The organism is Pseudomonas sp. GOM6 (assembly GCF_029537485.1).
Lineage (GTDB): Bacteria > Pseudomonadota > Gammaproteobacteria > Pseudomonadales > Pseudomonadaceae > Aquipseudomonas.
In genome coordinates this window covers 20,806-46,587 of sequence record NZ_JARPUS010000002.1, presented here as the reverse complement: position 1 = coordinate 46,587, position 25,782 = coordinate 20,806, and the positions used below count along the sequence as shown (strand labels likewise).

Sequence of the window (25,782 nt, the reverse complement as noted above, 5' to 3'; positions counted from 1 at the left end):
CCAGCCCCGCCACATCCATCTCAGTTGAACAGCGACTTGAGGTCGACGTCGGCCTTTTCTGCATCGCTGAACTGCAGCAGCTCAGCCGCCTTGAAGGCGAACATGCGCGCCAGAATCACGTCGGGAAACTGCTCGATGCGCACGTTGTTCAGGTTGACCGCCTCGTTGTACAGCTCACGGCGGTCAGCGATCGCATTCTCCAGGCCGGAGATGCGCTGCTGCAGATGCTGGAAGCTTTCGTTGGCTTTCAGTTCCGGGTAGTTCTCGGCCAGGGCAAACAGCTGCCCGAGCCCGGCACGCAGACCGCTCTCGGCTCTGCCCAGAGCGCCCACATCGTGCTGCTCGCGGGCACTGGCGACGGCACTGCGCGCCGCAATTACCCGCTCCAGGGTGGTGCGCTCGTGCTGCATGTATTGCTTGCAGGTTTCCACCAGCTTGGGTAGCTCGTCGTGACGCTGCTTGAGTAGCACGTCGATATTCGACCAGGCCTTGCTCACACCGTGCTTCAGACGCACCAGCCCGTTGTAGAGACTCACCGCCCAGGCGGCGAGCAGAAACAGTACGACAACAACCGCTACGAGCGAGAGACTCATGCCAGGCACTCCATGTGGACTGACGGCATTCTAACGAGCGCAGCACAGGCGTCCAGCGCAGTGCCAAACGGAAAACGTCTTTGCATTTAATGCAAATCTTTCGCATCATTGCTGCCGTTTGTTTCACGCCTTCCAACACTAGAAAGCAAAGGACTCCGCTATGACTCGCATGCCCCTGGCTACCGCCAGCTTGCTGGCACTCGCCATTTCTCTCGCCGGCTGCGGTGACGACCAGAAAGAGGCCGCCGCTTCGCAGGCGGCTGCTCCAGCCGCAGCCGCCGGTGCCGCCGCGCCGGCTAAAGTCGCGGATGCCGAAGCCAAAGCGGTTGTCACTCACTACGCCGACCTGGCCCTGGCCGTGTTCAGCGATGCCGCCAGCACCGGTAAGCAGCTGCAGGCCGCCGTCGACGCCCTGCTGGCCAACCCCAGCGCAGAGACCCTGAACGCCGCTAAGCAGGCCTGGCTGGCTGCTCGAGTGCCCTACATGCAGACCGAAGTATTCCGCTTCGGTAATGCCGTGGTCGACGACTGGGAAGGCCAGCTGAACGCCTGGCCACTGGACGAAGGCCTGATCGACTACGTGGCCAAGGACTACCAGCACGCCCTGGGCAACCCGGGCGCCAGCGCCAACATCATCGCCAACACCGAGATCCAGGTCGGTGAAGACAAGGTCGACGTCAGCGAGATTACCGGAGAGAAACTGGCCGAGCTGAACGAACTGGGCGGTTCCGAAGCCAACGTCGCCACCGGCTACCACGCGATCGAATTCCTGCTCTGGGGCCAGGATCTGCATGGCACCGCTGCCGGCGCCGGCGAGCGCCCCTACACTGACTACCTGACCGGCGAAGGCGCCACTGGCGAGCACAACGAGCGTCGCCGCGCCTACCTGAAAGCCGCTACCGACCTGCTGGTCGCCGACCTCGACAGCATGGTCGAACAGTGGAAAGCCGGTGTTGCCGGCAACTACCGCGCCACCCTGGAAGCCGAGTCGGCCGAGAACGGCCTGCGCAAGATGCTGTTCGGCATGGGCAGCCTATCGCTCGGCGAACTGGCTGGCGAGCGCATGAAAGTCGCGCTGGAAGCCAACTCCACCGAAGACGAGCACGACTGCTTCAGCGACAACACCCACAACTCGCACTTCTACAACGGCAAAGGCATCCGCAACGTCTACCTGGGCGAGTACAAGAAGGTCGACGGCACCACCCTGACCGGCCCGAGCCTGTCCTCGCTGGTGGCCAAGACCGACGCCGCGACCGACACCACCCTCAAGGCCGACCTCGCCGATACCGAGGCCAAGCTGCAGGTACTGGTCGACAGCGCCGAGAAGGATAACGTGCACTTCGACCAACTGATTGCCGCCGGCAACACCGAAAGCCAGCAGAAGGTTCGTGATGCCATCGCCGCCCTGGTCAAGCAGACCGCGGCCATCGAGAAGGCCTCCGCGGCGCTGGGCATCAGCGACCTCAACCCGGACACCGCCGATCACCAGTTCTGATACCCGCAGAGCTGTCCAGGACGGATGCGCCCACAAGGCGCATCCGTTTTTTTATGGCCTGCCATTCCTGGCGCCCCCATAGAGCCGTCGCTGTGCGACGTTAAGAATTGCTCTCGGCACTGTCTTGTACCCGCGACAATCTGGCCGAGACACAAACGCTAATTGCTCTTATTTGATATCCATTAGCCTGCTAAGATTGCCCGCCTGTTCGATTGCCCTGGTTCCTGCCAATGCCCTCCCCGTTGCGTCTCTGCCTTCTGCCGCTGGTTTTCGCCCTGGCAGCCTGCGAGCGCACACCGCCGCCCGCCGAGCCCGGCGAGGCACTTTCCGGGGGCAGCACCACGGTGCGCCAGGCTGACCACAATGCCTTCTCCCTGCCCTCCGCCAACCTCGCCCCATCACGGCGCCTGGACTTCAGCGTGGGCAACAGCTTCTTCCGCAACCCCTGGGTCATCGCCCCGTCCACCACCACCGCGCGCGATGGTCTCGGCCCGCTGTTCAACACCAACGCCTGCCAGAACTGCCATATCAAGGACGGCCGCGGCCACCCGCCAGCAGCCGACGCCGTCAGCGCCGCCTCGCTACTGGTGCGCCTGTCGATCCCCGGTGACGACTCGCCAGCCCACGCCGCCCTGCGCCAGCGCCTGGGCGTGGTGCCCGAGCCGGTGTACGGCGGCCAGTTGCAGGACATGAGCAACCCCGGCCATGCCCCCGAAGGCAAGGTGCGTTTCAGCTACCAGCCGGTGACGGTGCACTTTGCCGATGGCACCCAGGTCGAACTGCGCAAGCCGCAACTGCAGATCAGCAACCTTGGTTACGGCGCAATGCAGGCCGACACCCTGTTCTCCGCCCGCGTCGCACCACCGATGATCGGCCTGGGGCTGCTGGAGGCGATTCCCGAGAGCGCCATTCTGGCCAATGCCGATCCGGATGATCGCAATGGTGACGGCATTCGCGGCATGGCCAACCGGGTCTGGGACGACGCTCGCGGTGAAACCGTACTCGGCCGCTTCGGCTGGAAGGCCGGCCAACCCAGCCTCAACCAGCAAAATGCCCACGCCTTCGCTGGCGACATGGGCCTGACCACCAACCTGCTGCCGCGCGACGATTGCAGCGAGGCGCAAGCCCTCTGCCGCAGCACGCCTGATGGCGGCAGCCCGGAAGTCAGCGACAACATCCTCGCCGCAGTGCTGTTCTACAGCCGCAACCTGGCCGTGCCGGCCCGGCGCAATGTGGACGATCTGGAAGTCCGCCGCGGCAAGCAGCTGTTCATGGACGCCGGCTGCCAGCAATGCCACACCCCCAGCTTCGTCACTGCCGCCGATGCGGCCGAGCCGGAGCTGGCCGAACAGACCATCCGCCCCTATACCGATATGCTGTTGCACGATATGGGCGAAGGCTTGGCCGACAACCGTCCGGAATTCCTCGCCAGCGGCCGCCAATGGCGCACCGCGCCGCTGTGGGGGATCGGCCTGACTGAAACGGTCAACGGCCACACCCAGTTCCTGCATGACGGCCGTGCACGCAACCTGCTGGAAGCCATTCTCTGGCACGGTGGTGAGGCGGAAAGCGCCAAACAGGCCATCCTCGACTTCGATGCCAGCGAGCGCGACGCGCTGCTGGCCTTCCTCAACTCCCTGTAAGGAGACCGGCATGATCCGCTCGCCCTTCGCCATCGCGCTGCTTGCGCTCGGCCTCAGCGCCTGCAGCCAGCCCGATCCCCAGCAACGCGTCAGCGCCGCCCTGGCCGAAGGCGTCATGCTGCCGGCCTACAGCGCCTGGCAGCAGTCGAGCCAGCAACTGGCTGACAGCGCCAAGGCCTACTGCGACGGCAGCCAGGACCTGGGCGCGGCGCAGCAGGCCTTTCTCGCCGACGTCAGCAGCTGGGCCGCCCTGCAACCGCTACTGGTCGGCCCGCTGGCCGAGGGCAACCGCGCCTGGCAGGTGCAGTTCTGGCCAGACAAGAAGAACCTGGTGCAGCGTCAGGTCGAGGCGCTGCTCAAAGGCAAACCGCAGCTGAGCCAGGCGGATGTGGAAAAAGCCAGCGTCGTGGTCCAGGGCCTCACTGCCTATGAATACGTACTTTTCGATGCAGGTGTCGATCTGTCCGACGCTGCGCAGAAGAGCCGCTATTGCCCGCTGCTGACCGCCATCGGCGAGCATCAGGTGCAGCTGTCCGGCGGCATCCTCCAGCAGTGGCAGGCCGAAGGCGGCATGCGCGCCCAGCTCAGCGAATTCCCCAACGCCCGCTACGCCGAAGCGCCCGAAGCCATGGCCGAGCTGCTGCGCGCCCAGGTCAGTGCCATCGACGGCCTGAAGAAAAAGCTCGGCACCGCCCTCGGCCGTCAGAGCAAAGGCGTACCGCAGCCTTATCAGGCCGAGTTCTGGCGCAGCAGCGCCAGCCTGGCCAGCCTCGCGGCCACCCTGAGCAGCGCCGAGCGTATCTGGCTGGGGGCCAATCAGGATGGCGTGCGCGCCCTGCTCGCCGACGACCAGGTCGAGCTGGCCAGGCGCATCGACCAGCAGTACAGCGCTACCCGCCAGCAGCTGGCGGCCCTGCAACGTCCGCTCGGCGAACTGCTGGCCGACGAAATCGGCCGCAGCGAGCTGAATGCCTTCTACGACAACCTGAACACCCTGCATCGCCTGCACGAGAGCGAGCTGGCCAAGGTGCTCGGCATCCAACTGGGCTTCAATGCTCACGATGGTGACTGAATGAAGCGCAGAGCTTTCCTGGGGCTCGGCAGTCTGGCCCTGACCGGTGGCGCACTGGGCGGCTGGCAACTGATCGGCCGAGGCACACACACCATGCTGCTGTCGGCCCGTGATGATGCCGACGGCAACCATTACGCCGTGGGCTACCGCCTGGACGGCAGCAAGGTCTTCGCTACCCGGGTGAGCGAGCGTTGCCATGATGTGGTGCCGCACCCGCACCTGCCCCTGGCGGTGTTCGTCGGCCGCCGGCCAAGTCGCGAGAGCTACTTGATCGATACCCGCGACGGCCGCTTGCTACAGACCCTCGCTTCGCCCGCCGAGCGCCATTTCTATGGCCATGGCGTCTTCCACAAGAGCGGCGACTGGTTCTACGCCACCGAGAACAACACCGCCGAACCGGGCCGTGGCGTACTCGGCGTCTACCACCTGCGCAACAACCAGCTGCAACGTACCGACGAGCACAGCACGCACGGCATCGGCCCGCACCAATTGCTCTGGCTGCCCGGTGGCGAAGCGCTGGTGGTGGCCAATGGCGGCATTCGCACCGAGGCCGACAGCCGGGTAATGATGAACCTCGATGCCATGGAACCGAGCCTGGTACTGATGCACCGCGACGGGCGCCTGATCAGCAAGGAGCAGCTACCCGAACAGATGAACAGCGTGCGCCACCTGGCCGTGGCCGCCGACGGCACCGTGGTATCCGGCCAGCAGTATGAAGGCGAGCCGCTGGACAAGGTGCCGCTGCTGGCGATCAAGCGCCCCGGCCAGCCGTTCCAGCCCTTCCCCCTGGGCGAAGCGCAGCGCGCGGCGATGAGCCAGTACACCGCCAGCCTGGCCATCCATGACGACCTGCGCCTGCTGGCGCTGACCGCGCCGCGTGGCAGCCGCTTCTTCATCTGGAACCTGGACAGCACCGAACTGTTGCTCGACGTACCGCTGCCGGACTGTGCCGGCGTCGGCGCGGTGGCCGACGGTTTCGTCGTCACCTCCGGCCAGGGCCGCTGTCGCCTGTACCACTGCCATGGCGAGCAGATCGTCGCCGAGGCGCTGGAGCTACCCGCCGGGCTGTGGGACAACCACTTGCGTCTGGCCTGAACCCGCGACACACATCTGCAACATAAGTGTTATCAAGGCCAGGCAAGATGCCGCCCCCTGCACAGCCCACGGGGCTGTGCCCAGGCGTCTGAGCGCACGGGCGGCTAAAGGCCATCCCGGCGCGGCCGACCTATACTGAGGTGAGTGTTGCTCTCGCCCGTGAGCCATCCCGGCGGGCCAGCTGCACGCCGGCGCCCCAGCACCGCCTGATAGGGACATCCGCAGTTCCGGCACTCACCCGAGTGCCGGGTGCCATTACTCCTCGAAGAGGCGTTCCCCCATGTTTCTGCAGAAATCTCTGCGCGCGCAGATCCTCACCCTGCTCGGCGGCAGCCTGGCGCTGATCCTGATCACTGCCCTGGCCTGCTTCAGCTTCCTGTCCAGCGGTATGCGCGACTATCGTGGCCTGCTCGATGGCCCGCTGCAGGCCGCGCGCCTGATCGATGTCGCCAACGTCGAATTCAAGATCCAGGTGCAGGAATGGAAGAACGTCCTGCTACGCGGCCAGGACAGCGAGAACCTGAAGAAATACTGGGCGCAGTTCGAGGCCCAGGAGCGCAAGGTTCAGGACACCCTCGGCGAACTGGCCAGCCTGGCCGGCGAGAATGCCCTGCTGAAAAGCCAGGTCGAGCGCCTGCGCAGCGAGCACCAGACCCTCGGCGCCAACTACCGCAAAGGTCGTGATGCCTTCGTCGCCGCCAACGGCGATGCCAAGGCCGGCGATGCCGCGGTCAAGGGCATCGACCGCGCCACCAGCGAGCAGATGAGCGCCCTGGTCGACCAACTGCGCAGCCAGAGCCTGGAGCAAGCCGCACAGATCAACAGCAGCGCCGAACGCACCATTACCCTCGGCACCCTGATCATGCTGGCTGCCGCCACGGTGATCGGCCTGTTCAGCCTGTGGCTGGTCAATAACAACCTGATCATCCCGATCCGCCACCTGATCAGCCATGTCGACCAGCTCAGTCACGGCCGCTTCGACCAGCGTGTCGAAGTCAAACGCCAGGACGAACTGGGCATGCTGGCCCGGGCCGCCAACACCCTGCGCGACTTCCTCGCCAGCACCACCGACAGCCTGCGCCACAGCACCGGCAACCTGGACAACGCCAGCGGCGAACTGAATCAGATCGCCACGCGCATGACCCTGGGCATCAACGAACAGTTCGAGCGTACCGATCAGGTCGCCACCGCCATGCACGAGATGTCCGCCACGGCCCAGGAAGTGGCGCGCCACGCCGCCGAGGCCGCACATGCCGCGGACGATGCCGACCACTCGGCACGCCAGGGTGGCAAGGTCATGGAATCGACCATCCAGACCATCACCGGCATGCGCAGCGAGATCGCCAGCACCGCCGAGGTGATCCGCCGCCTGGAAGCCGACAGCGGGCGCATCGGCAAGGTGCTGGAAGTGATCCGTGGCATCGCCGAGCAAACCAACCTGCTGGCGCTCAACGCCGCCATCGAGGCCGCCCGTGCCGGCGAGCAGGGCCGCGGCTTCGCCGTGGTCGCCGACGAGGTGCGCCACCTGGCACAGCGCACCGCTGAATCCACCGCCGAGATCAACCAGATCATCGACACCGTGCAGACCGGCGCGCTGAACGCCGTGCGCGCCATCGAGAGCGGGCAGAACCGCAGCGAGGAAGGCGTGACCCAGGTCACCGAGGCCGGCGCCATGCTTGAACGCATCACCGGCGCGGTCGAGGCCATCCGCGACATGAACCGGCAGATCGCCACCGCCGCCGAGGAACAGACGTCAGTGGCCGAAGACATCTCGCGCAACCTCACCGAGATCACCGCCATCGCCAGTTCCAACCAGGAAAACGTCGAGCGCACCCAGGCCGCCAGCCAGAACCTGCGCGGCCTGTCCGGCGAGCTCAACGAAGTCACCCGCCGCCTGGGTTCCTGAGCAGGCGCAAGGCCAGGCAGGGCAAGCACAATGGCTGCAGAAAATGCAGCCATTGGCGCTTTTCGCGCAACAAGTCGTCGCAAAAATGCGCACTAGAAACCTTTTGCACATGGGTTTTTTTGACTTGATCGTCAGGCGGTACTAACGTGCCCGCTTCGCCTATTCCCAGGCCCCCAATTGCCCTGCCAAGGAACCGGAATATGTTGCTCCGCCGCATGCTGATCATGCTGGGCGTAGTCGTCCTCGTGGTACTCGCCCTCGCCGCCTACAAAGGCTTCTCCATCTATCAGCAGATCCAGATGTTCTCGGCCCCGCAGCCGGCCATCAGCGTGTCTGCCGCGATTGCCGAAGAGCAGCCCTGGCAGAAACGCCTGCCGGCCATCGGCACGCTCAAGGCCTTTCAGGGCATCGATCTGACTGCCGAAGTCGTAGGCACGGTCGAATCGGTACTGTTCCAGTCCGGCGAGAGCGTCAGCCTGGGCCAGCCGCTGCTGCAGCTGGACAGCAAGGTCGAGCAGGCCATCCTCACCACCGCCGAAGCGGTGCGTGCTCTTGCGCGGGTCGAGTATCAGCGCGGCCAGGACCTGATCAAGCGCCAGGCCATTTCCAAGAGCGAGTTCGACCGGCTCAACGCCGAGCTGCTCAAGGCCGAGGCCAGCGTCACCCAGCTCAAGGCCGAACTGGACAAGAAACGCATCGTCGCCCCTTTCGCCGGCACCATCGGCATTCGCCAGGTAGACACCGGCGACTACCTGAGCCCCGGCAACCCCTTCGCCACCCTGCAGGATTTGTCCAAGCTGTACGTCGACTTCTTCCTGCCCGAACAGGACTACCCCTTACTGGCCATCGGTCAGAAAGTGCGCATCCGCGTGGCGGCGTATCCGGGCGAGGTGTTCGAGGGCGAAGTCAACGCACTCAACCCCAAGGTCGAGGAAACCACCCGCAACGTGCAGGTACGCGCCATGCTACCGAACCCGGACAACAAGCTGCTGCCGGGCATGTTCGCCAACCTGGAAGTGCTGCTGCCGGGCAGCACACCACAGGTGCTGGTCCCGGAAACCGCCATCACCTACACCCTCTACGGCAACTCGGTCTACGTGATCGGCGAACAGAAGGATGAGCAAGGTCAGGTGGTGAAGGACGAGCAGGGCCAGGTACAGCTGAGCGTCGAGCGCCGCTTCGTCGAGACCGGCGAGCGCCGCGATGGCCAGGTGCTGGTCCTCAAGGGCCTCAAGGCTGGCGAGCAGGTCGTCACCGCCGGCCAGCTCAAACTGGACAACGGCGCCCATATCAAGGTGGTCGACGACCCGGCGCTGGCCAGCAAGCCCGAGTAATCGCCGCGAGAGCCCGCCGGCAATTTGACGGGCTCCATTCGCTGATGCACAGGCCGCCCCGCGGCAGCCAAGGAAATCGTTATGGCCTTTACAGATCCCTTTATCCGTCGCCCGGTGCTGGCGACCGTGGTCAGCCTGCTGATCATCCTGCTGGGCCTGCAGGCCTTCAGCAAACTGGTGATCCGCCAGTACCCGCAGATGGAAAACGCCCTGATCACGGTCAGCACCGCCTACCCCGGCGCCAACGCCGAAACCATCCAGGGCTACATCACCCAGCCGCTGCAGCAGAGCCTGGCCAGCGCCGAGGGCATCGACTACATGACCTCGTCGAGCCAGCAGAACCTCTCGGTGATCTCCATCTACGCGCGCATCGGCGCCGACAGCGACCGCCTGTTCACCGAGCTGCTGGCCAAGGCCAACGAGGTGAAGAACCAGCTGCCGCAGGACGCCGAAGACCCGGTGCTGTCCAAGGAAGCGGCCGATGCCTCGGCACTGATGTACGTCAGTTTCTACAGTGACGAGTTGTCCAACCCGCAGATTACCGACTATCTGTCCCGCGTCATCCAACCCAAGCTGGCCACCCTGCCCGGCATGGCCGAGGCCGAGATTCTCGGCAACCAGGTGTTCGCCATGCGCCTGTGGCTGGACCCGGTGAAGATGGCTGCCTACGGCATTAGCGCCGTGGACGTGACCAACGCCGTGCAGCGCTATAACTTCCTCGCCGCCGCCGGCGAAGTGAAGGGCCAGTACGTGGTCACCAGTATCAATGCCAGCACCGACCTCAAGTCGGCCGAGGCTTTCGCCGCCATTCCGGTAAAGACTGACGGCGACAGCCGCGTGTTGGTGCGCGACATCGCCCGGGTGGAAATGGGCGCGGCCAACTACGACTCGATCAGCTCCTTCGACGGCATCCCCTCCGTCTACATCGCGATCAAGGGCACACCCAGCGCCAACCCGCTGGACGTGATCAAGCATGTGCGCGCCGCCCTGCCGGAACTGGAAGCCCAGCTGCCGCCCAACCTGAAAGTCTCCATCGCCTACGACGCCACCGAGTTCATCCGCGCCTCCATCGAGGAAGTGATCAAAACCCTGGGCGAGGCGGTGCTGATCGTCGTCGTCGTGGTGTTCCTGTTCCTCGGTGCCTTCCGCTCAGTGCTGATCCCGGTCATCACCATCCCGCTGTCGATGATCGGCGTGCTGTTCTTCATGCAGCTGATGGGCTACTCGATCAACCTGCTGACCCTGCTGGCCATGGTGCTGGCCATCGGCCTGGTGGTGGACGACGCCATCGTGGTGGTGGAGAACATTCACCGCCATATCGAGGAAGGCAAGACACCGTTCGACGCGGCCATCGAAGGCGCCCGCGAGATCGCCATCCCGGTGGTGTCGATGACCATCACCCTGGCCGCGGTGTACGCCCCCATCGGCTTCCTCGAGGGCCTGACCGGTGCGCTGTTCAAGGAGTTCGCCCTGACCCTGGCCGGCGCGGTGATCATCTCCGGCATCGTTGCCCTGACCCTGTCGCCGATGATGTGCTCGCGCCTGCTGCGTCACGAGGAGAACCCCACGGGCCTGGCACACAAGCTCGACCTGCTCTTCGACAAGCTCAAGCGGCGCTATCAGAAGGCATTGCACGGCACCCTGGAAACCCGTCCGGTGGTACTGGTGTTCGGGGTGATTGTCATGTGCCTGATCCCGGTACTGCTCAGTTTCAGCAAGAACGAACTGGCGCCGGACGAAGACCAGGGCATCGTGTTCCTGTTCACCAACGCGCCACAGCCGACCAACCTCAACTACCTGAACGCCTACACCGATCAGTTCGTGGACATCTTCAAAGAGTTCCCCGAGTACTACTCGTCGTTCCAGATCAACGGTTTTAGTGGCGTACAGTCCGGTATCGGCGGTTTCCTGCTGCAGCCCTGGAGCGAGCGTGAGCGCACGCAGATGGAACTGCTGCCCATCGTTCAGGAACGCCTCAACGACATCCCCGGCCTGCAGATCTTCGGCTTTAACCTGCCGGCCCTGCCCGGCACCGGTGAGGGCCTGCCATTCCAGTTCGTGGTCAACACGCCGAACGACTACGAATCACTGCTGCAAGTCGCCGAGCGGATCAAGACGCGCGCCATGGAATCCGGCAAGTTTGCCTTCCTCAACGTCGACCTGGCCTTCGACAAGCCCGAAGTGGTGGTCGATATCGACCGCGCCAAGGCGGCGCAGATGGGCGTATCCATGCAGGACCTGGGCGCCACCCTGGCGATTCTGCTCGGCGAGGGCGAGATTAACCGCTTCACCATCGACGGGCGCAGCTACAAGGTGATCGCCCAGGTCGAGCGCGCCTACCGCGACAATCCGGGCTGGCTGAGCAACTATTACGTCAAAAGTGAAAGCGGACAGATGGTGCCGCTGGGCACGCTGATCAGCGTCAGTGACCGCGCCCGGCCGACCAAGCTCAAACAGTTCCAGCAGCTCAACTCGGCCATTGTCGAGGGCGTGCCGATCGTCAGCATGGGTGAAGCGGCCGAGACCATCGCCCAGATCGCCCGCGAGGAAGCACCGCGCGGCTTCACCTTCGACTATGCCGGCGCCACCCGCCAGTACGTGCAGGAGGGCAGCGCGCTGTACGTCACCTTCGGCCTGGCCCTAGCCATCATCTTCCTGGTGCTGGCGGCGCAGTTCGAGAGCTTCCGCGACCCACTGGTGATCCTGGTCACCGTGCCGCTGTCGATCTGCGGCGCGCTGATCCCGATCTTCCTCGGCTTCTCCAGCATGAACATCTACACCCAGGTGGGTCTGGTGACGCTGATCGGCCTGATCAGCAAGCACGGCATCCTGATCGTCGAGTTCGCCAACCAGCTGCGCCGCGACAAGGGCATGAGCATCCGCGAAGCGATCGAGGAAGCTGCCTCTATCCGCCTGCGCCCGGTGCTGATGACCACGGCGGCCATGGTCTTCGGCATGGTGCCGCTGATCCTCGCCAGCGGTGCCGGCGCGGTGAGCCGCTTCGACATCGGCCTGGTGATTGCCACCGGTATGAGTGTCGGCACGCTGTTCACCCTGTTCGTGCTGCCCTGTGTCTACACCCTGCTGGCCAAGCCGGACCAGGCGCCGGCCACAGCGCCCGCGCACTGACGCCGAAGAACAAAAAGCCCCGCATCTGCGGGGCTTTTTGTTGCTCCATCCGTTGTTCTACTGCTCGCCTTTCATGGCCTGATTCAGACCGAACATCAACAGCAGCAGGTTGTCGCTGTCGGCCTCGACCGGGGTAAAACCGGCATGATGGGTAGAGACCGCCGGACAGGCTTGCTCGGCACAGTGCTTGTCATCCAGTACGCGCGGGGCCGGCTCCTGCCAGGCTGCGGCGGCCAGCGCGGTAACGCTGAGCGCGCCTACGAGGAACAAACCTCGAGCGATTTCTAGCTTCATCACAGTAACCTCTTGATAGTGCTGCCAAACACCTGTTCGTAACCGTAGACCACCTGCTGCCACTCCACCGCACTCCACGACGAATGGCGCCGTAACTGACGCAGGTCGTGACGCGCCGCTGCCCGGCGAGTCCAGCGGCGGCGGCTCTTCTCCAGATCGAGCAGCGCCACATCCAGCGCGTCGTCGGCCACTTTCACGAACACATGCTTGGCGTACAGGCAACCATGCTGCCAGCGGGCCAAGTTCATGCGAGCCAGCATCGCACCAATGTGTCGCAACAGCTGGTTATGCCGAGCAGGATCGATCTGCTCACGGCCACCCGCGGCATACCAGCTCTCGATATCCTGAAAGCCTTCGAGTTCGGCACTGATCAGCAAGCCGCGCCATCCCTCGACACTGCGCTCGGTACCGCAATAGACGATCTGCGGCACACGCACGCCATGTCGATCGAGTGCGAGCAGGGCCTTGCGCTCACGCAGCACGGTCGGGCAACCGAACGGATGGCGCAAGCTGCGGTAGATATGCCCCACCTGGCGCTTGGCGTAATAGACGCTGCCGTCTTCCTGCTGCAGACGCTGCACGCCGCTCTCCCCGCCACGCCTGCGATTGGGCTCCTCCACCCAATCGCCTTGACGCTGCCACCACTGCTCGAACTGGCCCGCTAGATTCATCTGTTTCTCCGCTCTATAACCCGACTGGGTATACCTTGCTTCTGCTCCCGGTCACCCTGGGTAACACGGTAACCCGCACTCTCACCCACAACGCCTCTGGCTCAAGGGTGCGGACGGTGCAGGGTACTAATCAAAAGCTTCCAGCAAGTTGCATACCGCCAATCATCATCAGCCTGTCATTTGGCCAAATTGACTTCAAAACGACAGCCACGCGGCACAGCATCTGCCAGCTCCACACTCCAGCCCTGGCTTTCACAGATGCGCTGCACCAGGGACAGACCGAGGCCAAGCCCCTCCCCCCGCGCCGCGCCGCCACGCACGAAAGGCTGAAACATCGCCTCGCGCTCCGCTGCGGGAATCCCCACACCCGTGTCCTCGACCACAAAGCCACTGGCCCCCAGGCGCAGCTCGATCCGTCCCTGCTCGGTGTAATGCCAGGCGTTGCGTAGCAGGTTGCCCAATACCGAGCGCAGCAGCGGACCGTTATAGGTTTGCTGGCCGCAGTCTGCCGGCTGGTAGTCAAACACCAGGCCCTTGCTTTCGATCAGCGGACGCCATTGCTCGACCAACCCATCGGCAATCTCGCGCAAACCCGCTTGCGACTCCACGGCGCCGCCATCCGCAGTCGAACGCGCCAGCAGGAGAAAGGTTTGCACCAGCTCGCGCATCTCTTCACACGCGCGGGCAATGCGTTGCACCTGGGTGCGGCTACGCGCGCTCAGTTCCGGGCTTTCCAGCAACAGTTCACAGGAGCTGGCGACGACCATCAACGGCGTACGCAGCTCATGACTGACATCGCTGGTGAACAGTCGCTCACGCATCAGCGAGCGACGTAGCAAGCCGAGCGTGATATCGAAAGAGGCGGCCAGACGCCCTACTTCATCCTCGGCGTAATCCGGCGCCAACTGCGGCGCCCGCTCGAGCAATTGATCCGGATGGCCGACTTGGCCCGACAATCGCACCACGGGCTCGATCACCTTGCGCGCCAGCAACCAGCCAAGCAGGCCGGACAACCCAAGGCTGAGCAGGAAGCCCACCAGCACCACGGCAAACAGCAGCTGTTCACGTTCCTCGAACTCGCTCTGATCCTCCATCAGCACATAGCGCCGGCCGTCGACCAGATGCACATAGGCATAGTAGGAATGGTTGTCGCGAAACAACTCGCTGAACCCAGGCGGCAGGTTTTGCAGATCCTCGCTCAGCGCGAAGTCGCCACGCCCCCCTGAAAAATGGAACAGCTGTGTGGGCTCCGGACGATGCCGCCACTCATCGATACTCTCCATTTTCAGCAGACGGTCGAGGTCGCCGCCCAGCTCGGAGGAAATCAGTCGTTCTTCGACCAGATGCACGGTTTCGACGATGCCGATGGCGAACGTACCGCCAACCAGCGCCGTCATCAGCACGAAAGCGATGACAATGCGCCGCGACAGGCTTTGCTTAAACTCCATCGCCACCCTCGACCAGACGGTAGCCGACACCGTGCACGGTCTGCAGCAAAGCACTGGGGAAAGGTTTGTCGATCACCTGGCGCAACTGATGCACATGGCTGCGCAGGCTGTCGCTGTCGGGACAATCGTCGCCCCATAACGCCTCCTCCAGCACATCGCGGCGCACCACGTGAGGACTCTTCTGCATCAACAGCGCGAGCAGCTTGAGCCCCACGGGATTGAGCTTGAGCGCCTTGCCCGCGCGGACAATCTCCAAGGTGTCGAGGTCATAGCTCAGATCGCCCACCTGCAGCAGACGCTTGCCAGCGCCCAGACTACGGCGCAATACCGCCTCAATGCGTGCGGCCAGCTCGGACAGCGCGAAGGGCTTGACCAAATAGTCGTCAGCCCCCGACTTGAAGCCCTGCAGCCGGTCATCCAGCTGGTCGCGCGCCGTGAGCATGATCACCGGCGTATTGCTGCGCGCCTCCTCACGCAGGCGCTTGCACAGGGTGTAGCCATCGATACCCGGCAACATGATATCCAGCACCAGCAGGTCATAGTGCTGAGTCGTGGCCAGGTGTAGCCCGGACAGGCCATCCTGGGCGCAGTCAACCGTATAGCCCTTGATCTGCAGGTAGTCGGCCATATTGGCCAGAATGTCGCGATTGTCCTCGACCAAGAGGAGGCGCATGGTCGTCGCCCTCGTTATTACGCAGAGCCATAAAGATACCCCGGTGCGCAGGGTTGCCGAGCGTACATGACGGTTTTTTCACATTCGCTTCACCTGCTGCTGACAGGTCAGCAGACAGCCTTGTGGCTGCTCAACACCCTCAGCAAGCAGAGAATGAATATGCCCTACTCGTCGCGCTTCAATCGTCTCTGGTGGTACGGCCTGCCACTGGCCCTGCTGGCAGCGATGCTGGTCTTCGAGCCCAGTCGCCTGGACTTCGCCCTGTCCGACCTGTTCTATGTGCCAGGACAAGGCTTCATCGGCCGTCACAACGCCTTCCTCGAAGACATCCTGCATGATCGCGCCAAGCAGGTATGTATCGCCATTGGCCTGCTCGCGCTGGCGGGCTTTCTGCTTAGCCTGCTACCCACACCCCTGCGCCCCTTGAGGCGCCGTCTCGGTTACCTGGTGTTGGCCATCGGCCTGTCGACCGGCATCGTCACGCCACTGAAGAAGGCTACCCAGATGCACTGCCCCTGGAGCCTCGAACAGTACGGCGGCGTCGAGCACTTCTCGCCCCTGCTCGGGCCACGCGCGGCGCCGGTGGAGAAGCCCGGTAACTGCTGGCCGGGCGGCCACGCGGCAGCAGGCTTTGGCTTGTTCGCCCTGTTCTTCGCCCTGCGTGATCCCAGGCCTCGCCTGGCCCGTGCGATGCTGATCGGCGCCTGCACGCTGGGCATCATCTTCTCGATCTCACGCATGGCCCAGGGCGCCCACTTTCTCTCGCACAACCTGTGGACAGCCGGATTGTGCTGGCTGATTTGTCTCGCCCTCTACGACCTGATGCTGTATCGCCCGCAGGAGCAGATACAGCCGGAGGCCAAACAGCCTGCGCAAGCCTGAACGGCGCCCATAAAAAAGCCCCGCACGAGGCGGGGCTTCTTCTGACAGCTCAGGGAGCGGGTCGGCTTACATCATGCCGCCCATGCCGCCCATGCCACCCATGTCCGGCATGGCCGGAGCAGCCTTGTCTTCCGGAATGTCGGCGACCATGGCTTCGGTGGTGATCATCAGACCGCCGATGGAGGCCGCAGCCTGCAGCGCGGAACGAGTGACCTTGGCCGGGTCCAGGATGCCCATCTCGATCATGTCGCCGTAGGTGTCGGTGGCAGCGTTGAAGCCGAAGTTGCCGGCACCCGCCTTGACCTTGTCTACCACTACGCTCGGCTCGCCGCCGGCGTTGGAAACGATCTGACGCAGCGGTGCTTCAACAGCACGGCGCAGCAGGGCGATACCGACGTTCTGGTCTTCGTTGTCGCCTTTCAGACCTTCGATGGCCTGCAGGGCGCGAACCAGAGCCACGCCACCGCCAGGCACCACGCCTTCTTCCACCGCAGCGCGGGTCGCGTGCAGGGCGTCTTCAACGCGGGCCTTCTTCTCTTTCATCTCGACTTCGGTGGCAGCGCCAACCTTGATCACGGCAACACCGCCAGCCAGCTTGGCCAGACGCTCTTGCAGCTTCTCTTTGTCGTAGTCGGAAGAAGTTTCTTCAACCTGCTTGCGGATCTGCGCAACGCGGGCTTCGATGTCAGCCTGAGCACCAGCACCGTCGATGATGGTGGTGTTTTCCTTGCTCAGTTGAACGCGCTTGGCGTTACCCAGGTGCTCCAGAGTAGCGCCTTCCAGGGACAGGCCGACTTCTTCGGAAATCACGGTACCGCCGGTCAGGATGGCGATGTCCTGCAGCATGGCCTTGCGACGGTCGCCGAAGCCCGGCGCCTTGACGGCAGCTACTTTGACGATGCCACGCATGTTGTTGACGACCAGGGTGGCCAGGGCTTCGCCTTCGACGTCTTCAGCCACGATCAGCAGCGGGCGACCGGCCTTGGCAACGGCTTCCAGCACCGGCAGCAGTTCACGGATGTTGCTGATCTTCTTGTCGACCAGCAGCAGCAGCGGGCTTTCCAGCTCGGCAACCATGGTGTCCGGCTTGTTGATGAAGTAAGGGGACAGGTAGCCACGGTCGAACTGCATGCCTTCTACGACGGACAGTTCGTTTTCCAGGCCAGAGCCTTCCTCAACGGTGATCACGCCTTCCTTGCCGACTTTTTCCATGGCTTCGGCAATGATGTTGCCGATGGAGTCGTCGGAGTTGGCGGAGATGGTGCCCACCTGAGCGATAGCCTTGGTGTCAGCGCACGGCTTGGACAGCTCCTTGATCTGGGCAACGATGGCCGCGGTGGCCTTGTCGATGCCGCGCTTCAGGTCCATCGGGTTCATGCCAGCGGCAACCGACTTCAGACCTTCGTTGACGATGGCCTGGGCCAGAACGGTCGCGGTGGTGGTGCCGTCACCGGCAGCGTCGTTGGCCTTGGAGGCAACGTCTTTCACCAGCTGAGCGCCCATGTTTTCGAACTTGTCTTTCAGCTCGATTTCTTTGGCAACGGATACGCCGTCCTTGGTAATCAGCGGAGCACCGAAGCTGCGATCCAGGACCACGTTACGGCCTTTCGGGCCGAGGGTGGCTTTGACGGCGTCGGCCAGGACGTTGACGCCAACCAGCATTTTCTTACGAGCGGAATCGCCGAATTTGACTTCTTTAGCAGCCATTTTGCTTGTTCCTCAATTCTTGAATTAGACGGGGATTCGCGAGAATCAGGCTTCGATGACAGCGAGGATTTCGTTCTCGCCCATCACCAGCAGGTCTTCGCCGTCGACCTTGACGGTGTTGCTGCCGCTGTACGGGCCGAACACCACTTTGTCACCGACCTTGACGGCCAGGGCGCGGACTTCGCCGTTTTCCAGAACCTTGCCAGCGCCGACAGCGACGATCACACCCTGATTCGGCTTCTCGGCAGCCGAACCCGGCAGCACGATGCCACCGGCGGTTTTGGTCTCTTCTTCGCTACGACGGATTACGACGCGGTCGTGCAGAGGACGAAGCTTCATTGTCGATCACTCCTGATAGTTGTTTCACTGGCCGGCGACTGCGCCGGCGGGTTAGGCAAAACCGGCTTGAGGCCGGGCGCGCCTCGCCGACGGCAAGACGCGAAAGTCTGTTCTGTCGCACAACGCGACAGAAACCTTGCGGTGATCGCTAGATAAGGGCGTTCAAGCGCTTTTCAAGGCCGCGGGCGAAATTTTTTACGCATCGCCCACTCAATCGCGACGCTGATACTCGCCTTCGATCACATGGGGCTGGGTCTGGCCGCTACGGGCCTGGGGATCATCGAAGAAGGCACGCTGACGCAGCGCCTGTTCCTGGGCACGGCGTTGCAGGTTGCCGATCATCAGGCGGCGGGTGAACGGGAACAGACAGAGCAGGCCGAAGATGTCGCTGATAAAGCCCGGCAGCAGCAGCAAGCCGCCACCTACGGCGATCAGCAGGCCCTCGAACATTTCCTGCTCAGGCATCTCACCGCGGGCCAGCTTCTCGCGGGCACGCCAGGCAGTGGCCACACCGGCCACGCGTAGCAGCACGCTACCCAGCACGGCCGAGCCGATGACCAGCAGCAGGGTAGGCAGAACGCCGATGGCGCTACCGACCTGAATCAGCACGGCCAGTTCGAGGATGGGGAACAGCAAAAAGAGAAACAGAAAAGCGCGCATTGCAGGGTCCTTGGCGGAAGAACAGCTTCCGATAACGATGAAGTATGGGGTGCTGCGCTTAATTCAAGCTGAAGCCTGCCCAACGGTCGGCCAGACATCGCTGCGGGCCAGCTGTACCAAGGCCTGACGCACGCTGCCAGGGTTGTTACAGGATGTTGGGAACGCCAGCCAGTGCAGGGCCTTGCCGATGCGCAGGTGGAAGCCCTCACTGTCGATACCGACCAACTGCGCCGGCTCATGCCGTGGCAACCCGGCCAACGCGACATAGTGGGCGATGGCACTGGTGTGATCGTCATTCATGTGCTCGACCATGCTGCGTTCGGCTTCGCCGGCATGCGGATTGGCCAGGGTGACCTCCGCCAGCCAGTGAATGGCGCCGAAACCACCGATATAACGGCTGCGTACCGGTCTCAAGTGCCAAAAGTCGAAGTCATGGGTGCGGTGGTAGTCGCGCGCCTCCGGGAAGTAGCGGTAGTAACGCGCCGCGGCAGCCTCGACGGCGTCGCGCTCTTCTACCTGCTCCGCCTCGGCCAGAATGGTCAACCGGCCAGCGGCCTGAACATCCTCGGCACCCCGCTCGCCCACCAGCAACGAGCATTTGTTGTCCTTCTGCAGGTTATGGGTGTGCTGAGCGATACGGCTGATGAGGATCAGCGGCCAGCCCCGCTCATCCAGGCAATAGGGCACCACTGATCCAAAAGGGAAGCCCTGTAGCACTTTGGAGTGAGTGGAAAGCACCCCTCGGTATTCCTTGAGCAGCAATTCTCGGGCATGCTTTGCGGCTGTTTCGCTCAATTTATGACTCCTCGCTGAGAATCCGTCGAAAATGAAACGGATCGGCGCCCTGCACAGCCAGCTGAAGCGCGGGCGAGGCCACCTGTAAGACCTTGAGGGGTAGTGTTATGGAACTCAAAGACAAAGTCATCATCATCACCGGTGGCTGCCAGGGCCTGGGCCGTGCCATGGGCGAATACCTGGCCGCCAAGGGCGCCAAGCTGGCGCTGGTCGACCTCAACCAGGAAAAACTCGATGAAGCCGTAGCCGCCTGCAAGGCCGCTGGCGGTGACGCCCGCGCTTACCTGTGCAACGTCGCCAATGAAGAGCAGGTGACCCACATGGTCGCCCAGGTAGCCGAGGACTTCGGCGCCATCAACGGCCTGGTCAACAACGCCGGCATCCTGCGTGACGGCCTGACCATCAAGGTCAAGGACGGCGAGCTGAGCAAGATGAGCCTGGCCCAGTGGCAGTCGGTGATCGACGTCAACCTGACCGGCGTGTTCCTCTGCACCCGTGAAGTCGCGGCGAAGATGATCGAGCTGAAGAATACCGGCGCCATCATCAACATCTCCTCCATCTCCCGTGCCGGCAACATCGGCCAGGCCAACTACTCCGCAGCCAAGGCCGGCGTTGCTGCCGACACCGTGGTCTGGGCCAAGGAACTGGCGCGCTACGGTATCCGCGTGGCAGGCGTGGCACCCGGCTTCATCGAGACCGAGATGACCGGCAGCATGAAGCCGGAAGCGCTGGAGAAAATGACCGCCGGCATCCCGCTGCGCCGCATGGGCAAGCCGGCCGAGATCGCCCACTCGGTGGCCTATATCATGGAGAACGACTACTACACCGGTCGTATCCTGGAGCTCGACGGCGGCCTGCGCCTCTGATTGGGTTTCGATCTGCTGCGCGTCGGCCTGGCGTTGTTGGAGAAGGGCCTCAGGCTGCTCATTTACACTCGGTAAACTCCGCGCCCTCGGCCCTTCTCCGCCTAGCCTGGCTCTAGCTCGCGAGATCGATTCTTCGACCCTTAAATAAGCCCCGCAATGCGGGGCTTTTTGTTGTGTGCAGATCGCTAGGCGATCTCATCTCTTACGCAGCTTGGCGCAATAGTCTTCGGACACATTGGCAGCTGTGTACCAGACATAGTCGGCGCTGCCGGCAGCCGGCTGCTTGCCGACTTCGGCGAGGATCAGCACCAGGTTACCTTCGCGGGCACCGAGGTCGGCCAGGTGCAGCGGCACGCCGAGGTCCTTGCGCACATGGAAGGCACCGGCCAGCAGCAGGGCCGGCTGCGGCGCGGCGACCAGACGCTCGGCCATGCGTCGGTCACGCTGCTGCTGCACCGCAAGCATGGCCGGGATCTGGCTGTCCGGCAGCAGGCCGCAGTGGGACTCGCGAATGTCTTCCTGCAGTTTTTCCTGCACCGCCGGCGCGGTGGAGGCCGAGCCTTGCAGGGTCGGACGCGCCTGGTAGATCTGCATGATCTCGGCACGGTCCAGGTTGGCCGCCAGCAGCGGATAGGGCTGGCGCAACTGGTAGTGCACCAGCGCACCATATAAACCCCAATCCCAGCCCGGCTGCCAGGCCAGCGCGGTGAAGGCATCGGCCGGCGGCTGGCCGGCGCGAAGCTGCGCCTGCACCTCTTCGACCCTGGCCTGCTGATTGGGATTGATCATCTCCATCAGCACGCTGCCCTGCGGGCGCTGCGCCGCCAGTTCGCGTGACAGCCACAGCTGCAGGGCATGATGATCGGGGTTGTCGTGCTGCTCGCCAACCAGCACCCGCGGCGCCTTGGCCAGGCGCTCGACCAGTTGTGCCGGGGTGATGCGTTCACCACTGGCCAGGTCGACGATCTGCCCCAACTCGGCATGGTATCGCCCCTCGGGCGCGATGGGTGCCGGTGGGGGCAGCACGCCACGGGACTGGCAGCCAGCCAGCAGGGCAACACAGCAAAGCAGAAGAATGCGCATGCGGCTTCCTTGTGAGTAAGTCCCTCCGTGTTTACGGGGGAACGCCTGGTGGAGAGGGCGAGGGAAATATCCAGCCCTCTCCCCCGGCCCCTCTACCACAAGTGGGAGAGGCGCGTTCATGTGGCCGTAGCCCGGATGCAATCCGGGATGGGCCGCTCCCGGATTGCATCCGGGCTACTTCATTCAACGCGCCACGATCAACGGGTGGCCGCGTTCCGGGTGGCGCTGGATCAGTACGTCGAGGCCGAACACCGCGCTCAACGGCTCGGCCTGCAGCACCTCGTCGGGCGTGCCGAAAGCATGCGGGCGGCCGTTCTGCAGCAGCAGGATGCGGTCGCAATAGCGTGCCGCCAGGTTGAGATCGTGCAGGATCACCAGCACCGCGGCTCCCTGGCCGGCGAAGTCGCGCACAGCCTGCAACGTGGTGTGCTGGTGCAGCGGATCGAGCGCCGAGGTCGGCTCGTCGAGTAGCAGCACCTGCCCTTCCCCACCCGGCCACAGCTGTGCCAGCACCCGCGCCAGATGCACGCGCTGGCGCTCGCCACCGGATAGCGCCAGGTAGCTGCGCCCACGCAGGTGTTCGGCGTCGGCCGCGTGCAGCGCGGCCTCGACGATCTCGGCATCGCGTACGCGGCCGCTGTCATGGGGTAGGCGGCCCATGGCGACCACCTCCTGCACCGGGAAGGCGAAGCTCAGGGTCGAACTCTGCGGCAGCACGGCCAGACGCCGCGCACGCTCCTGGCCAGGCCAGGCGCCGAGGGCCCGCTCGTCGAGCGTCACATGGCCCTCGCTGGGCGCCAATTCGCCGCACAGGGCGCCGAGCAGGGTGCTCTTGCCGGCACCGTTGGGGCCGAGTACGCCGAGCACTTCGCCAGGCTGCAAGGCCAGGTCGATACCTGATAGCACAGTGCAGGGGCCGCGACGGACGCTGAGGTTATCTGCACGCAGCATCAGGCACGCCCCCGGACCAGCAGATACAGGAAGAACGGCGCGCCGATCAGCGCCGTGACGATGCCGATCGGCAGCTCCGCCGGCGCCAGCACCAGGCGCGCCACCAGGTCGGCCAGCAGCAACAGGCTGGCACCGGCCAGCAGGGACGCCGGCAGCAGTACGCGATGGTCCGGGCCGACCAGCAGGCGCATGAGGTGCGGCACCACCAGACCGATGAAGCCGATCAGACCGGCCGCCGCGACCGCCGCGCCAACACCCAGCGCCGTGCACAGCACCAGTTCCAGCTTGATTCGCTCGACATTGAAGCCCAGGTGGCGGGCTTCGGACTCGCCGAGCAGCAGCGCATTGAGCGCCGAGGCGCGGCGTGGCAGCCAGAGGGCGATGCCCAAGGTGATCAGCAGCAAGGGCCACAGCCGCGGATAGCTGGCGCCATTGAGGCTGCCGAGGTTCCAGAAGGTCAGGCTACGCAGGGTGGCGTCGTCGGCCAGGTAGGTGAACAGACCGACACCGGCGCCGGACATGGCCGTCAGCGCCACCCCGGCCAGGAGCATGGTGGCGACGTTGGTCTGCCCGTCGCGCCGGCCGAAGCGATAGACCACGGCCGTGACGATCAGGCCGCCGCCGAAGGCGCAAAACGACAACAAATAAGGTGCAATGGCCGGCGGCAGGCCACCGACCATACTGCCGCCGACGATGGCGATGGCCGCACCGAGCGCCGCACCGCCGGCGACACCGACCAGTCCGGGATCGGCCAGCGGGTTGCGGAACAGGCCCTGCATGGCGACACCGGACAGCGCCAGCACGATGCCCACGCACAGCCCCAGCAGGCTGCGCGGCAGGCGGATCTGGCCGAGAATCAGCTCGGCCTGTTGCAGTCCATCACCTTCGATGGGCAGGCCCAACAGACGCAGCGCCGCCAGCAGGGTGTCGCCCAGCGGCAGGCTAACCGGCCCGAGGGCCAGCGACAGCCAGAAGGCGAGCAACAGGAGAGCACCCATTGCCAACAACAATGGGCGGGGTCGGAAAACAGGAGTCATCGGTCGCGTTTGGCCGTCAGTGCGTGCTCGGAAGGATAAAAGGCTGCCGACAGATCGGCCAGCCCTTCAGGTAGACGCGGGCCAAGACCGCCGACCAGCAGGGTCGGGTCGAGGCTCAACAGGCGGCCCTCACGCGCGGCGCTGGTCTGCCGCAGCACCGGGTTATGCTGTAGCAGCGCCTGGCGCGCCTCCTCACCCTGCAGGCTACGGTCGGCAAAAATCACCACTTGCGGGTCCATGGCCAGCAACGCCTCATTGGAGATCGGCTTATAGCCGCTGTGCTCGGTACGGCTCTCGCCACCGGCCTGTTCAATCAGCCACACCGCCAGGCTGTCTTTGCCCGCTGCCATCACGCTGCTGCCGGCATGGCCAAGCAGCATCAGCACCCTCGGTGCCTTTTGCTGGGTGCGCGCCTCGGCCACCCAATCGGCTTGCTGTTGCAGCGCAGCGCGGTAGGCGGCCATCTGCTCGCGTGCCTTTTCCGCAGTGCCAAGCAGTTCGCCCAAGCGCAGCACGTTATGTTCCAAGGTATCCAGATCAGGCTTGGCCGAGAGGGTCTCGACCGCGATACCAGCGGCCTTGAGCTGGGCGATCACCGGCGGCGGGCCCATTTCCTCGCTGCCGATGAGGATATCCGGGCGCAGCGCCAGCACGCCCTCGGCGGACAGCGCGCGCTGGTAGCCAACACTCGGCAACGCGCGCAGGGTCTGCGGGTGCAGGCTGGTGGTGTCGACGCCAACCAGCTTGCCCTCGCCCCCGAGGCGCACCACCCATTCGCTCAGCGAGCCGCCGGAGCTGACCCAGCGCTGCGGCAACTCGGCCGCCGCTGCGCCGTGGCTGAACAGCAGGCTGCCGCACAGCAGGAGAAACTTGGACAGGCGCATCTCAGGCCTCCAGGGCAGCGAAGGATTCGGCCAGCTCGCGCCACTCGACCAGCTCCGGCACACCCGGCTTGCGCGCACCGAATAGTTGCACGACCAGCTCACCCTCGGCATCGAAGGCCTCGTAGCTGGTGATGATGCCGTCGCTGCTCGGCTTGCGCACACGCCACAACTCGACCACGCCCGAGGTCTTCAGGTGCAGGTTGAACTCGGGGTCGAGCACGTTGAACCAGTCGCCCATCCAGCGCAGGTTACTCACGGTGCCGGAGTGGATCTGGATGCAGTGCGGGTTGCCGACGAAGACCATGATCGGCACCTGACGGCTGCCGACCTCCTCCAGCAGCCTGGGCAGCTCGGCGGTGGCCAGCGGCTCGGCCCACTCGCGACCGGCCAGACGCAGGGCCTGGGTACGCGCAACGGCGTGGCGCTTGAGCAGGGCGAAGAAATGGTGGGTGTCCTTCAGCTCGGTCCAGTCGGCGCGCAGGGCAACGGCGTCCACTTCGGCGTCGGCGCGCGGGACCTGACGTTCCGCCCGTGGCTGCAGGTCCAGCTCAGCGCTCTGCTCCGCCGCGCGAAAGCGCTCGACCAGCGGCGCCCAGGCCGCCTCCTCGCTCTTCTCCGTCAGGAAAACCTTGTGCACGGCGGTGCCCTGGCGGTCGAAGATCTGGATGCTGCGCTGCACGCCACGCTCGGTGGTCTCGGCCACCGCGAACACGCTGGCCCATTGGCTCATGAACAGGCGCAGGTCGATGTCGGCGGATACCACCAGGCCCATGGCGCCGTTGGCGCTGACCGATACCTCGCGGTAGTAGCCCTTGCGCTCGTGCACGCAATGCTCGTTGCGGGTCAGCGCCATGATGTAACCCAGCTCGCCGAGGGCCGGCAGCAGCTCGGCCCAGTCGGTACGCAGGCGTAGGGCATCCACGCCGAGGCGGCTGGCGGTCAGTTCGGCCTCGCTGACGCCCAGGCGGGCCGCGGAGTCGCGGGCGCGCAGGCCGGCTTGTTCGGTGCGCAGCTGTTGCCAGCGCTGATACAGGGGAGAAACGGGCGCTTGGGTGGCGATATCCATGAATGACCTCGAGTTGGCTAGATGACGGCTGAAACACCCCCCACCCCGACGCGGGGAGCAAGGCGCCTCACAAGAAGCGAGTCGGCGCAGACTACCCAAAAGAAAATGAATTTCCAATGCTTTCAAGAATTATTTGCATTTAAGAATTTGATTCAAGTA

Annotated in this window: 23 protein-coding genes; 9 read left to right on the top strand and 14 right to left on the bottom strand. The window is 64.3% G+C overall.

Translation table 11 applies throughout. The features are described 5' to 3' along the window. Nucleotides 1-20: 20 nt before the first annotated feature. Complete coding sequence (locus P7A97_RS02785) at nt 21-593, bottom strand: LemA family protein (RefSeq protein WP_277688417.1); 573 nt, start codon at nt 591-593, stop codon at nt 21-23. A gap of 160 nt (nt 594-753) precedes the next feature. Here P7A97_RS02785 and P7A97_RS02780 point away from each other — a divergent pair, with 160 nt between their 5' ends. The 7 genes from P7A97_RS02780 to P7A97_RS02750 all read left to right on the top strand — a co-directional run bounded on the left by P7A97_RS02780 (nt 754) and on the right by P7A97_RS02750 (nt 12,267). Then, a complete protein-coding gene (locus tag P7A97_RS02780) occupies nt 754-2,088 on the top strand; it encodes an imelysin family protein (RefSeq protein WP_277688416.1) in 1,335 nt (444 codons plus the stop codon). Between the two features lie 230 nt (nt 2,089-2,318). Continuing rightward, nucleotides 2,319-3,731, top strand: a complete 1,413-nt coding sequence (locus P7A97_RS02775) for a di-heme oxidoredictase family protein (protein WP_277688415.1) — start codon at nt 2,319-2,321, stop codon at nt 3,729-3,731. A gap of 10 nt (nt 3,732-3,741) precedes the next feature. Further along, nucleotides 3,742-4,803 carry an imelysin family protein gene (locus P7A97_RS02770; RefSeq protein ID WP_277688414.1) on the top strand — a complete coding sequence of 354 codons (1,062 nt, stop codon included), beginning with the start codon at nt 3,742-3,744 and terminating at the stop codon, nt 4,801-4,803. Then, nucleotides 4,804-5,898: a DUF1513 domain-containing protein gene (locus P7A97_RS02765; protein WP_277688413.1), complete on the top strand. Its 1,095-nt coding sequence runs from the start codon at nt 4,804-4,806 to the stop codon at nt 5,896-5,898. Between the two features lie 280 nt (nt 5,899-6,178). Next, on the top strand, nt 6,179-7,804 hold the full coding sequence (locus tag P7A97_RS02760) for a methyl-accepting chemotaxis protein (RefSeq protein WP_277688412.1): 1,626 nt from the start codon (nt 6,179-6,181) through the stop codon (nt 7,802-7,804). A 200-nt stretch (nt 7,805-8,004) separates the two neighbouring features. After that, a complete protein-coding gene (locus P7A97_RS02755; protein ID WP_277688411.1) occupies nt 8,005-9,138 on the top strand; it encodes an efflux RND transporter periplasmic adaptor subunit in 1,134 nt (377 codons plus the stop codon). Between the two features lie 81 nt (nt 9,139-9,219). Further along, complete coding sequence (locus P7A97_RS02750) at nt 9,220-12,267, top strand: multidrug efflux RND transporter permease subunit (protein ID WP_277688410.1); 3,048 nt, start codon at nt 9,220-9,222, stop codon at nt 12,265-12,267. Nucleotides 12,268-12,324: 57 nt separating this feature from the next. Here P7A97_RS02750 and P7A97_RS02745 read toward each other — a convergent pair whose 3' ends face one another. The 4 genes from P7A97_RS02745 to P7A97_RS02730 form a co-directional block, all read right to left on the bottom strand. After that, entirely contained in the window at nt 12,325-12,561 is a 237-nt protein-coding gene (locus P7A97_RS02745; RefSeq protein WP_277688409.1) for a hypothetical protein, read from the bottom strand. After that, nucleotides 12,561-13,232, bottom strand: a complete 672-nt coding sequence (locus P7A97_RS02740; RefSeq protein WP_277688408.1) for a lipopolysaccharide kinase InaA family protein — start codon at nt 13,230-13,232, stop codon at nt 12,561-12,563. The genes P7A97_RS02745 and P7A97_RS02740 overlap by 1 nt, the downstream gene beginning before the upstream one ends. Nucleotides 13,233-13,408: 176 nt before the next feature. Beyond that, on the bottom strand, nt 13,409-14,680 hold the full coding sequence (locus tag P7A97_RS02735; RefSeq protein WP_277688407.1) for a HAMP domain-containing sensor histidine kinase: 1,272 nt from the start codon (nt 14,678-14,680) through the stop codon (nt 13,409-13,411). Further along, complete coding sequence (locus tag P7A97_RS02730; RefSeq protein ID WP_277688406.1) at nt 14,670-15,353, bottom strand: response regulator transcription factor; 684 nt, start codon at nt 15,351-15,353, stop codon at nt 14,670-14,672. Before P7A97_RS02730 ends, P7A97_RS02735 begins: the two co-directional genes overlap by 11 nt. Before the next feature lie 159 nt (nt 15,354-15,512). On the opposite strand from P7A97_RS02730, the gene P7A97_RS02725 reads away from it, so the two are divergent. After that, nucleotides 15,513-16,235: a phosphatase PAP2 family protein gene (locus P7A97_RS02725; RefSeq protein WP_277688739.1), complete on the top strand. Its 723-nt coding sequence runs from the start codon at nt 15,513-15,515 to the stop codon at nt 16,233-16,235. A 66-nt stretch (nt 16,236-16,301) separates the two neighbouring features. On the opposite strand, the gene groL is transcribed toward P7A97_RS02725, so the two are convergent. From groL to P7A97_RS02705, 4 genes are all read right to left on the bottom strand, one after another. Then, the gene (gene groL / locus P7A97_RS02720) at nt 16,302-17,942 is read right to left on the bottom strand and encodes a chaperonin GroEL (RefSeq protein ID WP_277688405.1); all 1,641 of its coding nucleotides are present in this window, start codon (nt 17,940-17,942) and stop codon (nt 16,302-16,304) included. A gap of 45 nt (nt 17,943-17,987) precedes the next feature. Then, nucleotides 17,988-18,281 carry a co-chaperone GroES gene (locus P7A97_RS02715; RefSeq protein ID WP_277688404.1) on the bottom strand — a complete coding sequence of 98 codons (294 nt, stop codon included), beginning with the start codon at nt 18,279-18,281 and terminating at the stop codon, nt 17,988-17,990. A 210-nt stretch (nt 18,282-18,491) separates the two neighbouring features. Beyond that, nucleotides 18,492-18,941, bottom strand: coding sequence for an FxsA family protein (locus tag P7A97_RS02710; RefSeq protein WP_277688403.1), 450 nt, complete (start codon nt 18,939-18,941; stop codon nt 18,492-18,494). A 63-nt stretch (nt 18,942-19,004) separates the two neighbouring features. Continuing rightward, nucleotides 19,005-19,736: a DUF2470 domain-containing protein gene (locus tag P7A97_RS02705; RefSeq protein WP_277688402.1), complete on the bottom strand. Its 732-nt coding sequence runs from the start codon at nt 19,734-19,736 to the stop codon at nt 19,005-19,007. Between the two features lie 107 nt (nt 19,737-19,843). On the opposite strand from P7A97_RS02705, the gene P7A97_RS02700 reads away from it, so the two are divergent. Beyond that, on the top strand, nt 19,844-20,602 hold the full coding sequence (locus P7A97_RS02700) for an SDR family oxidoreductase (RefSeq protein ID WP_277688401.1): 759 nt from the start codon (nt 19,844-19,846) through the stop codon (nt 20,600-20,602). 195 nt (nt 20,603-20,797) lie between these two features. Here P7A97_RS02700 and P7A97_RS02695 read toward each other — a convergent pair whose 3' ends face one another. From P7A97_RS02695 to P7A97_RS02675, 5 genes are all read right to left on the bottom strand, one after another. Next, nucleotides 20,798-21,685: a ChaN family lipoprotein gene (locus P7A97_RS02695; protein ID WP_277688400.1), complete on the bottom strand. Its 888-nt coding sequence runs from the start codon at nt 21,683-21,685 to the stop codon at nt 20,798-20,800. Nucleotides 21,686-21,868: 183 nt separating this feature from the next. After that, nucleotides 21,869-22,636, bottom strand: a complete 768-nt coding sequence (locus tag P7A97_RS02690) for a heme ABC transporter ATP-binding protein (RefSeq protein WP_277688399.1) — start codon at nt 22,634-22,636, stop codon at nt 21,869-21,871. Then, complete coding sequence (locus P7A97_RS02685; protein ID WP_277688738.1) at nt 22,636-23,619, bottom strand: iron ABC transporter permease; 984 nt, start codon at nt 23,617-23,619, stop codon at nt 22,636-22,638. The genes P7A97_RS02690 and P7A97_RS02685 overlap by 1 nt, the downstream gene beginning before the upstream one ends. A gap of 50 nt (nt 23,620-23,669) precedes the next feature. After that, nucleotides 23,670-24,557 (bottom strand): ABC transporter substrate-binding protein, encoded by an 888-nt coding sequence (locus P7A97_RS02680; protein WP_277688398.1) that lies wholly within the window; start codon nt 24,555-24,557, stop codon nt 23,670-23,672. Nucleotide 24,558: 1 nt separating this feature from the next. Next, nucleotides 24,559-25,623 carry a ChuX/HutX family heme-like substrate-binding protein gene (locus P7A97_RS02675; RefSeq protein WP_277688397.1) on the bottom strand — a complete coding sequence of 355 codons (1,065 nt, stop codon included), beginning with the start codon at nt 25,621-25,623 and terminating at the stop codon, nt 24,559-24,561. Nucleotides 25,624-25,782 lie beyond the last annotated feature (159 nt).

What these genes read in the sequence shown, in the direction of transcription:
- P7A97_RS02730 (WP_277688406.1), bottom strand. Translation starts at nt 15,353, where the DNA reads ATGCGCCTCCTCTTGGTCGAGGACAATCGCGACATTCTGGCCAATATG.
- P7A97_RS02780 (WP_277688416.1), top strand. Translation starts at nt 754, where the DNA reads ATGACTCGCATGCCCCTGGCTACCGCCAGCTTGCTGGCACTCGCCATT.
- P7A97_RS02700 (WP_277688401.1), top strand. Translation starts at nt 19,844, where the DNA reads ATGGAACTCAAAGACAAAGTCATCATCATCACCGGTGGCTGCCAGGGC.
- P7A97_RS02710 (WP_277688403.1), bottom strand. Translation starts at nt 18,941, where the DNA reads ATGCGCGCTTTTCTGTTTCTCTTTTTGCTGTTCCCCATCCTCGAACTG.
- P7A97_RS02775 (WP_277688415.1), top strand. Translation starts at nt 2,319, where the DNA reads ATGCCCTCCCCGTTGCGTCTCTGCCTTCTGCCGCTGGTTTTCGCCCTG.
- P7A97_RS02750 (WP_277688410.1), top strand. Translation starts at nt 9,220, where the DNA reads ATGGCCTTTACAGATCCCTTTATCCGTCGCCCGGTGCTGGCGACCGTG.
- P7A97_RS02680 (WP_277688398.1), bottom strand. Translation starts at nt 24,557, where the DNA reads ATGCGCCTGTCCAAGTTTCTCCTGCTGTGCGGCAGCCTGCTGTTCAGC.
- P7A97_RS02765 (WP_277688413.1), top strand. Translation starts at nt 4,804, where the DNA reads ATGAAGCGCAGAGCTTTCCTGGGGCTCGGCAGTCTGGCCCTGACCGGT.
- P7A97_RS02675 (WP_277688397.1), bottom strand. Translation starts at nt 25,623, where the DNA reads ATGGATATCGCCACCCAAGCGCCCGTTTCTCCCCTGTATCAGCGCTGG.
- P7A97_RS02745 (WP_277688409.1), bottom strand. Translation starts at nt 12,561, where the DNA reads ATGAAGCTAGAAATCGCTCGAGGTTTGTTCCTCGTAGGCGCGCTCAGC.
- groL (WP_277688405.1), bottom strand. Translation starts at nt 17,942, where the DNA reads ATGGCTGCTAAAGAAGTCAAATTCGGCGATTCCGCTCGTAAGAAAATG.
- P7A97_RS02785 (WP_277688417.1), bottom strand. Translation starts at nt 593, where the DNA reads ATGAGTCTCTCGCTCGTAGCGGTTGTTGTCGTACTGTTTCTGCTCGCC.
- P7A97_RS02715 (WP_277688404.1), bottom strand. Translation starts at nt 18,281, where the DNA reads ATGAAGCTTCGTCCTCTGCACGACCGCGTCGTAATCCGTCGTAGCGAA.
- P7A97_RS02690 (WP_277688399.1), bottom strand. Translation starts at nt 22,636, where the DNA reads ATGCTGCGTGCAGATAACCTCAGCGTCCGTCGCGGCCCCTGCACTGTG.
- P7A97_RS02740 (WP_277688408.1), bottom strand. Translation starts at nt 13,232, where the DNA reads ATGAATCTAGCGGGCCAGTTCGAGCAGTGGTGGCAGCGTCAAGGCGAT.
- P7A97_RS02735 (WP_277688407.1), bottom strand. Translation starts at nt 14,680, where the DNA reads ATGGAGTTTAAGCAAAGCCTGTCGCGGCGCATTGTCATCGCTTTCGTG.
- P7A97_RS02770 (WP_277688414.1), top strand. Translation starts at nt 3,742, where the DNA reads ATGATCCGCTCGCCCTTCGCCATCGCGCTGCTTGCGCTCGGCCTCAGC.
- P7A97_RS02725 (WP_277688739.1), top strand. Translation starts at nt 15,513, where the DNA reads ATGCCCTACTCGTCGCGCTTCAATCGTCTCTGGTGGTACGGCCTGCCA.
- P7A97_RS02760 (WP_277688412.1), top strand. Translation starts at nt 6,179, where the DNA reads ATGTTTCTGCAGAAATCTCTGCGCGCGCAGATCCTCACCCTGCTCGGC.
- P7A97_RS02695 (WP_277688400.1), bottom strand. Translation starts at nt 21,685, where the DNA reads ATGCGCATTCTTCTGCTTTGCTGTGTTGCCCTGCTGGCTGGCTGCCAG.
- P7A97_RS02755 (WP_277688411.1), top strand. Translation starts at nt 8,005, where the DNA reads ATGTTGCTCCGCCGCATGCTGATCATGCTGGGCGTAGTCGTCCTCGTG.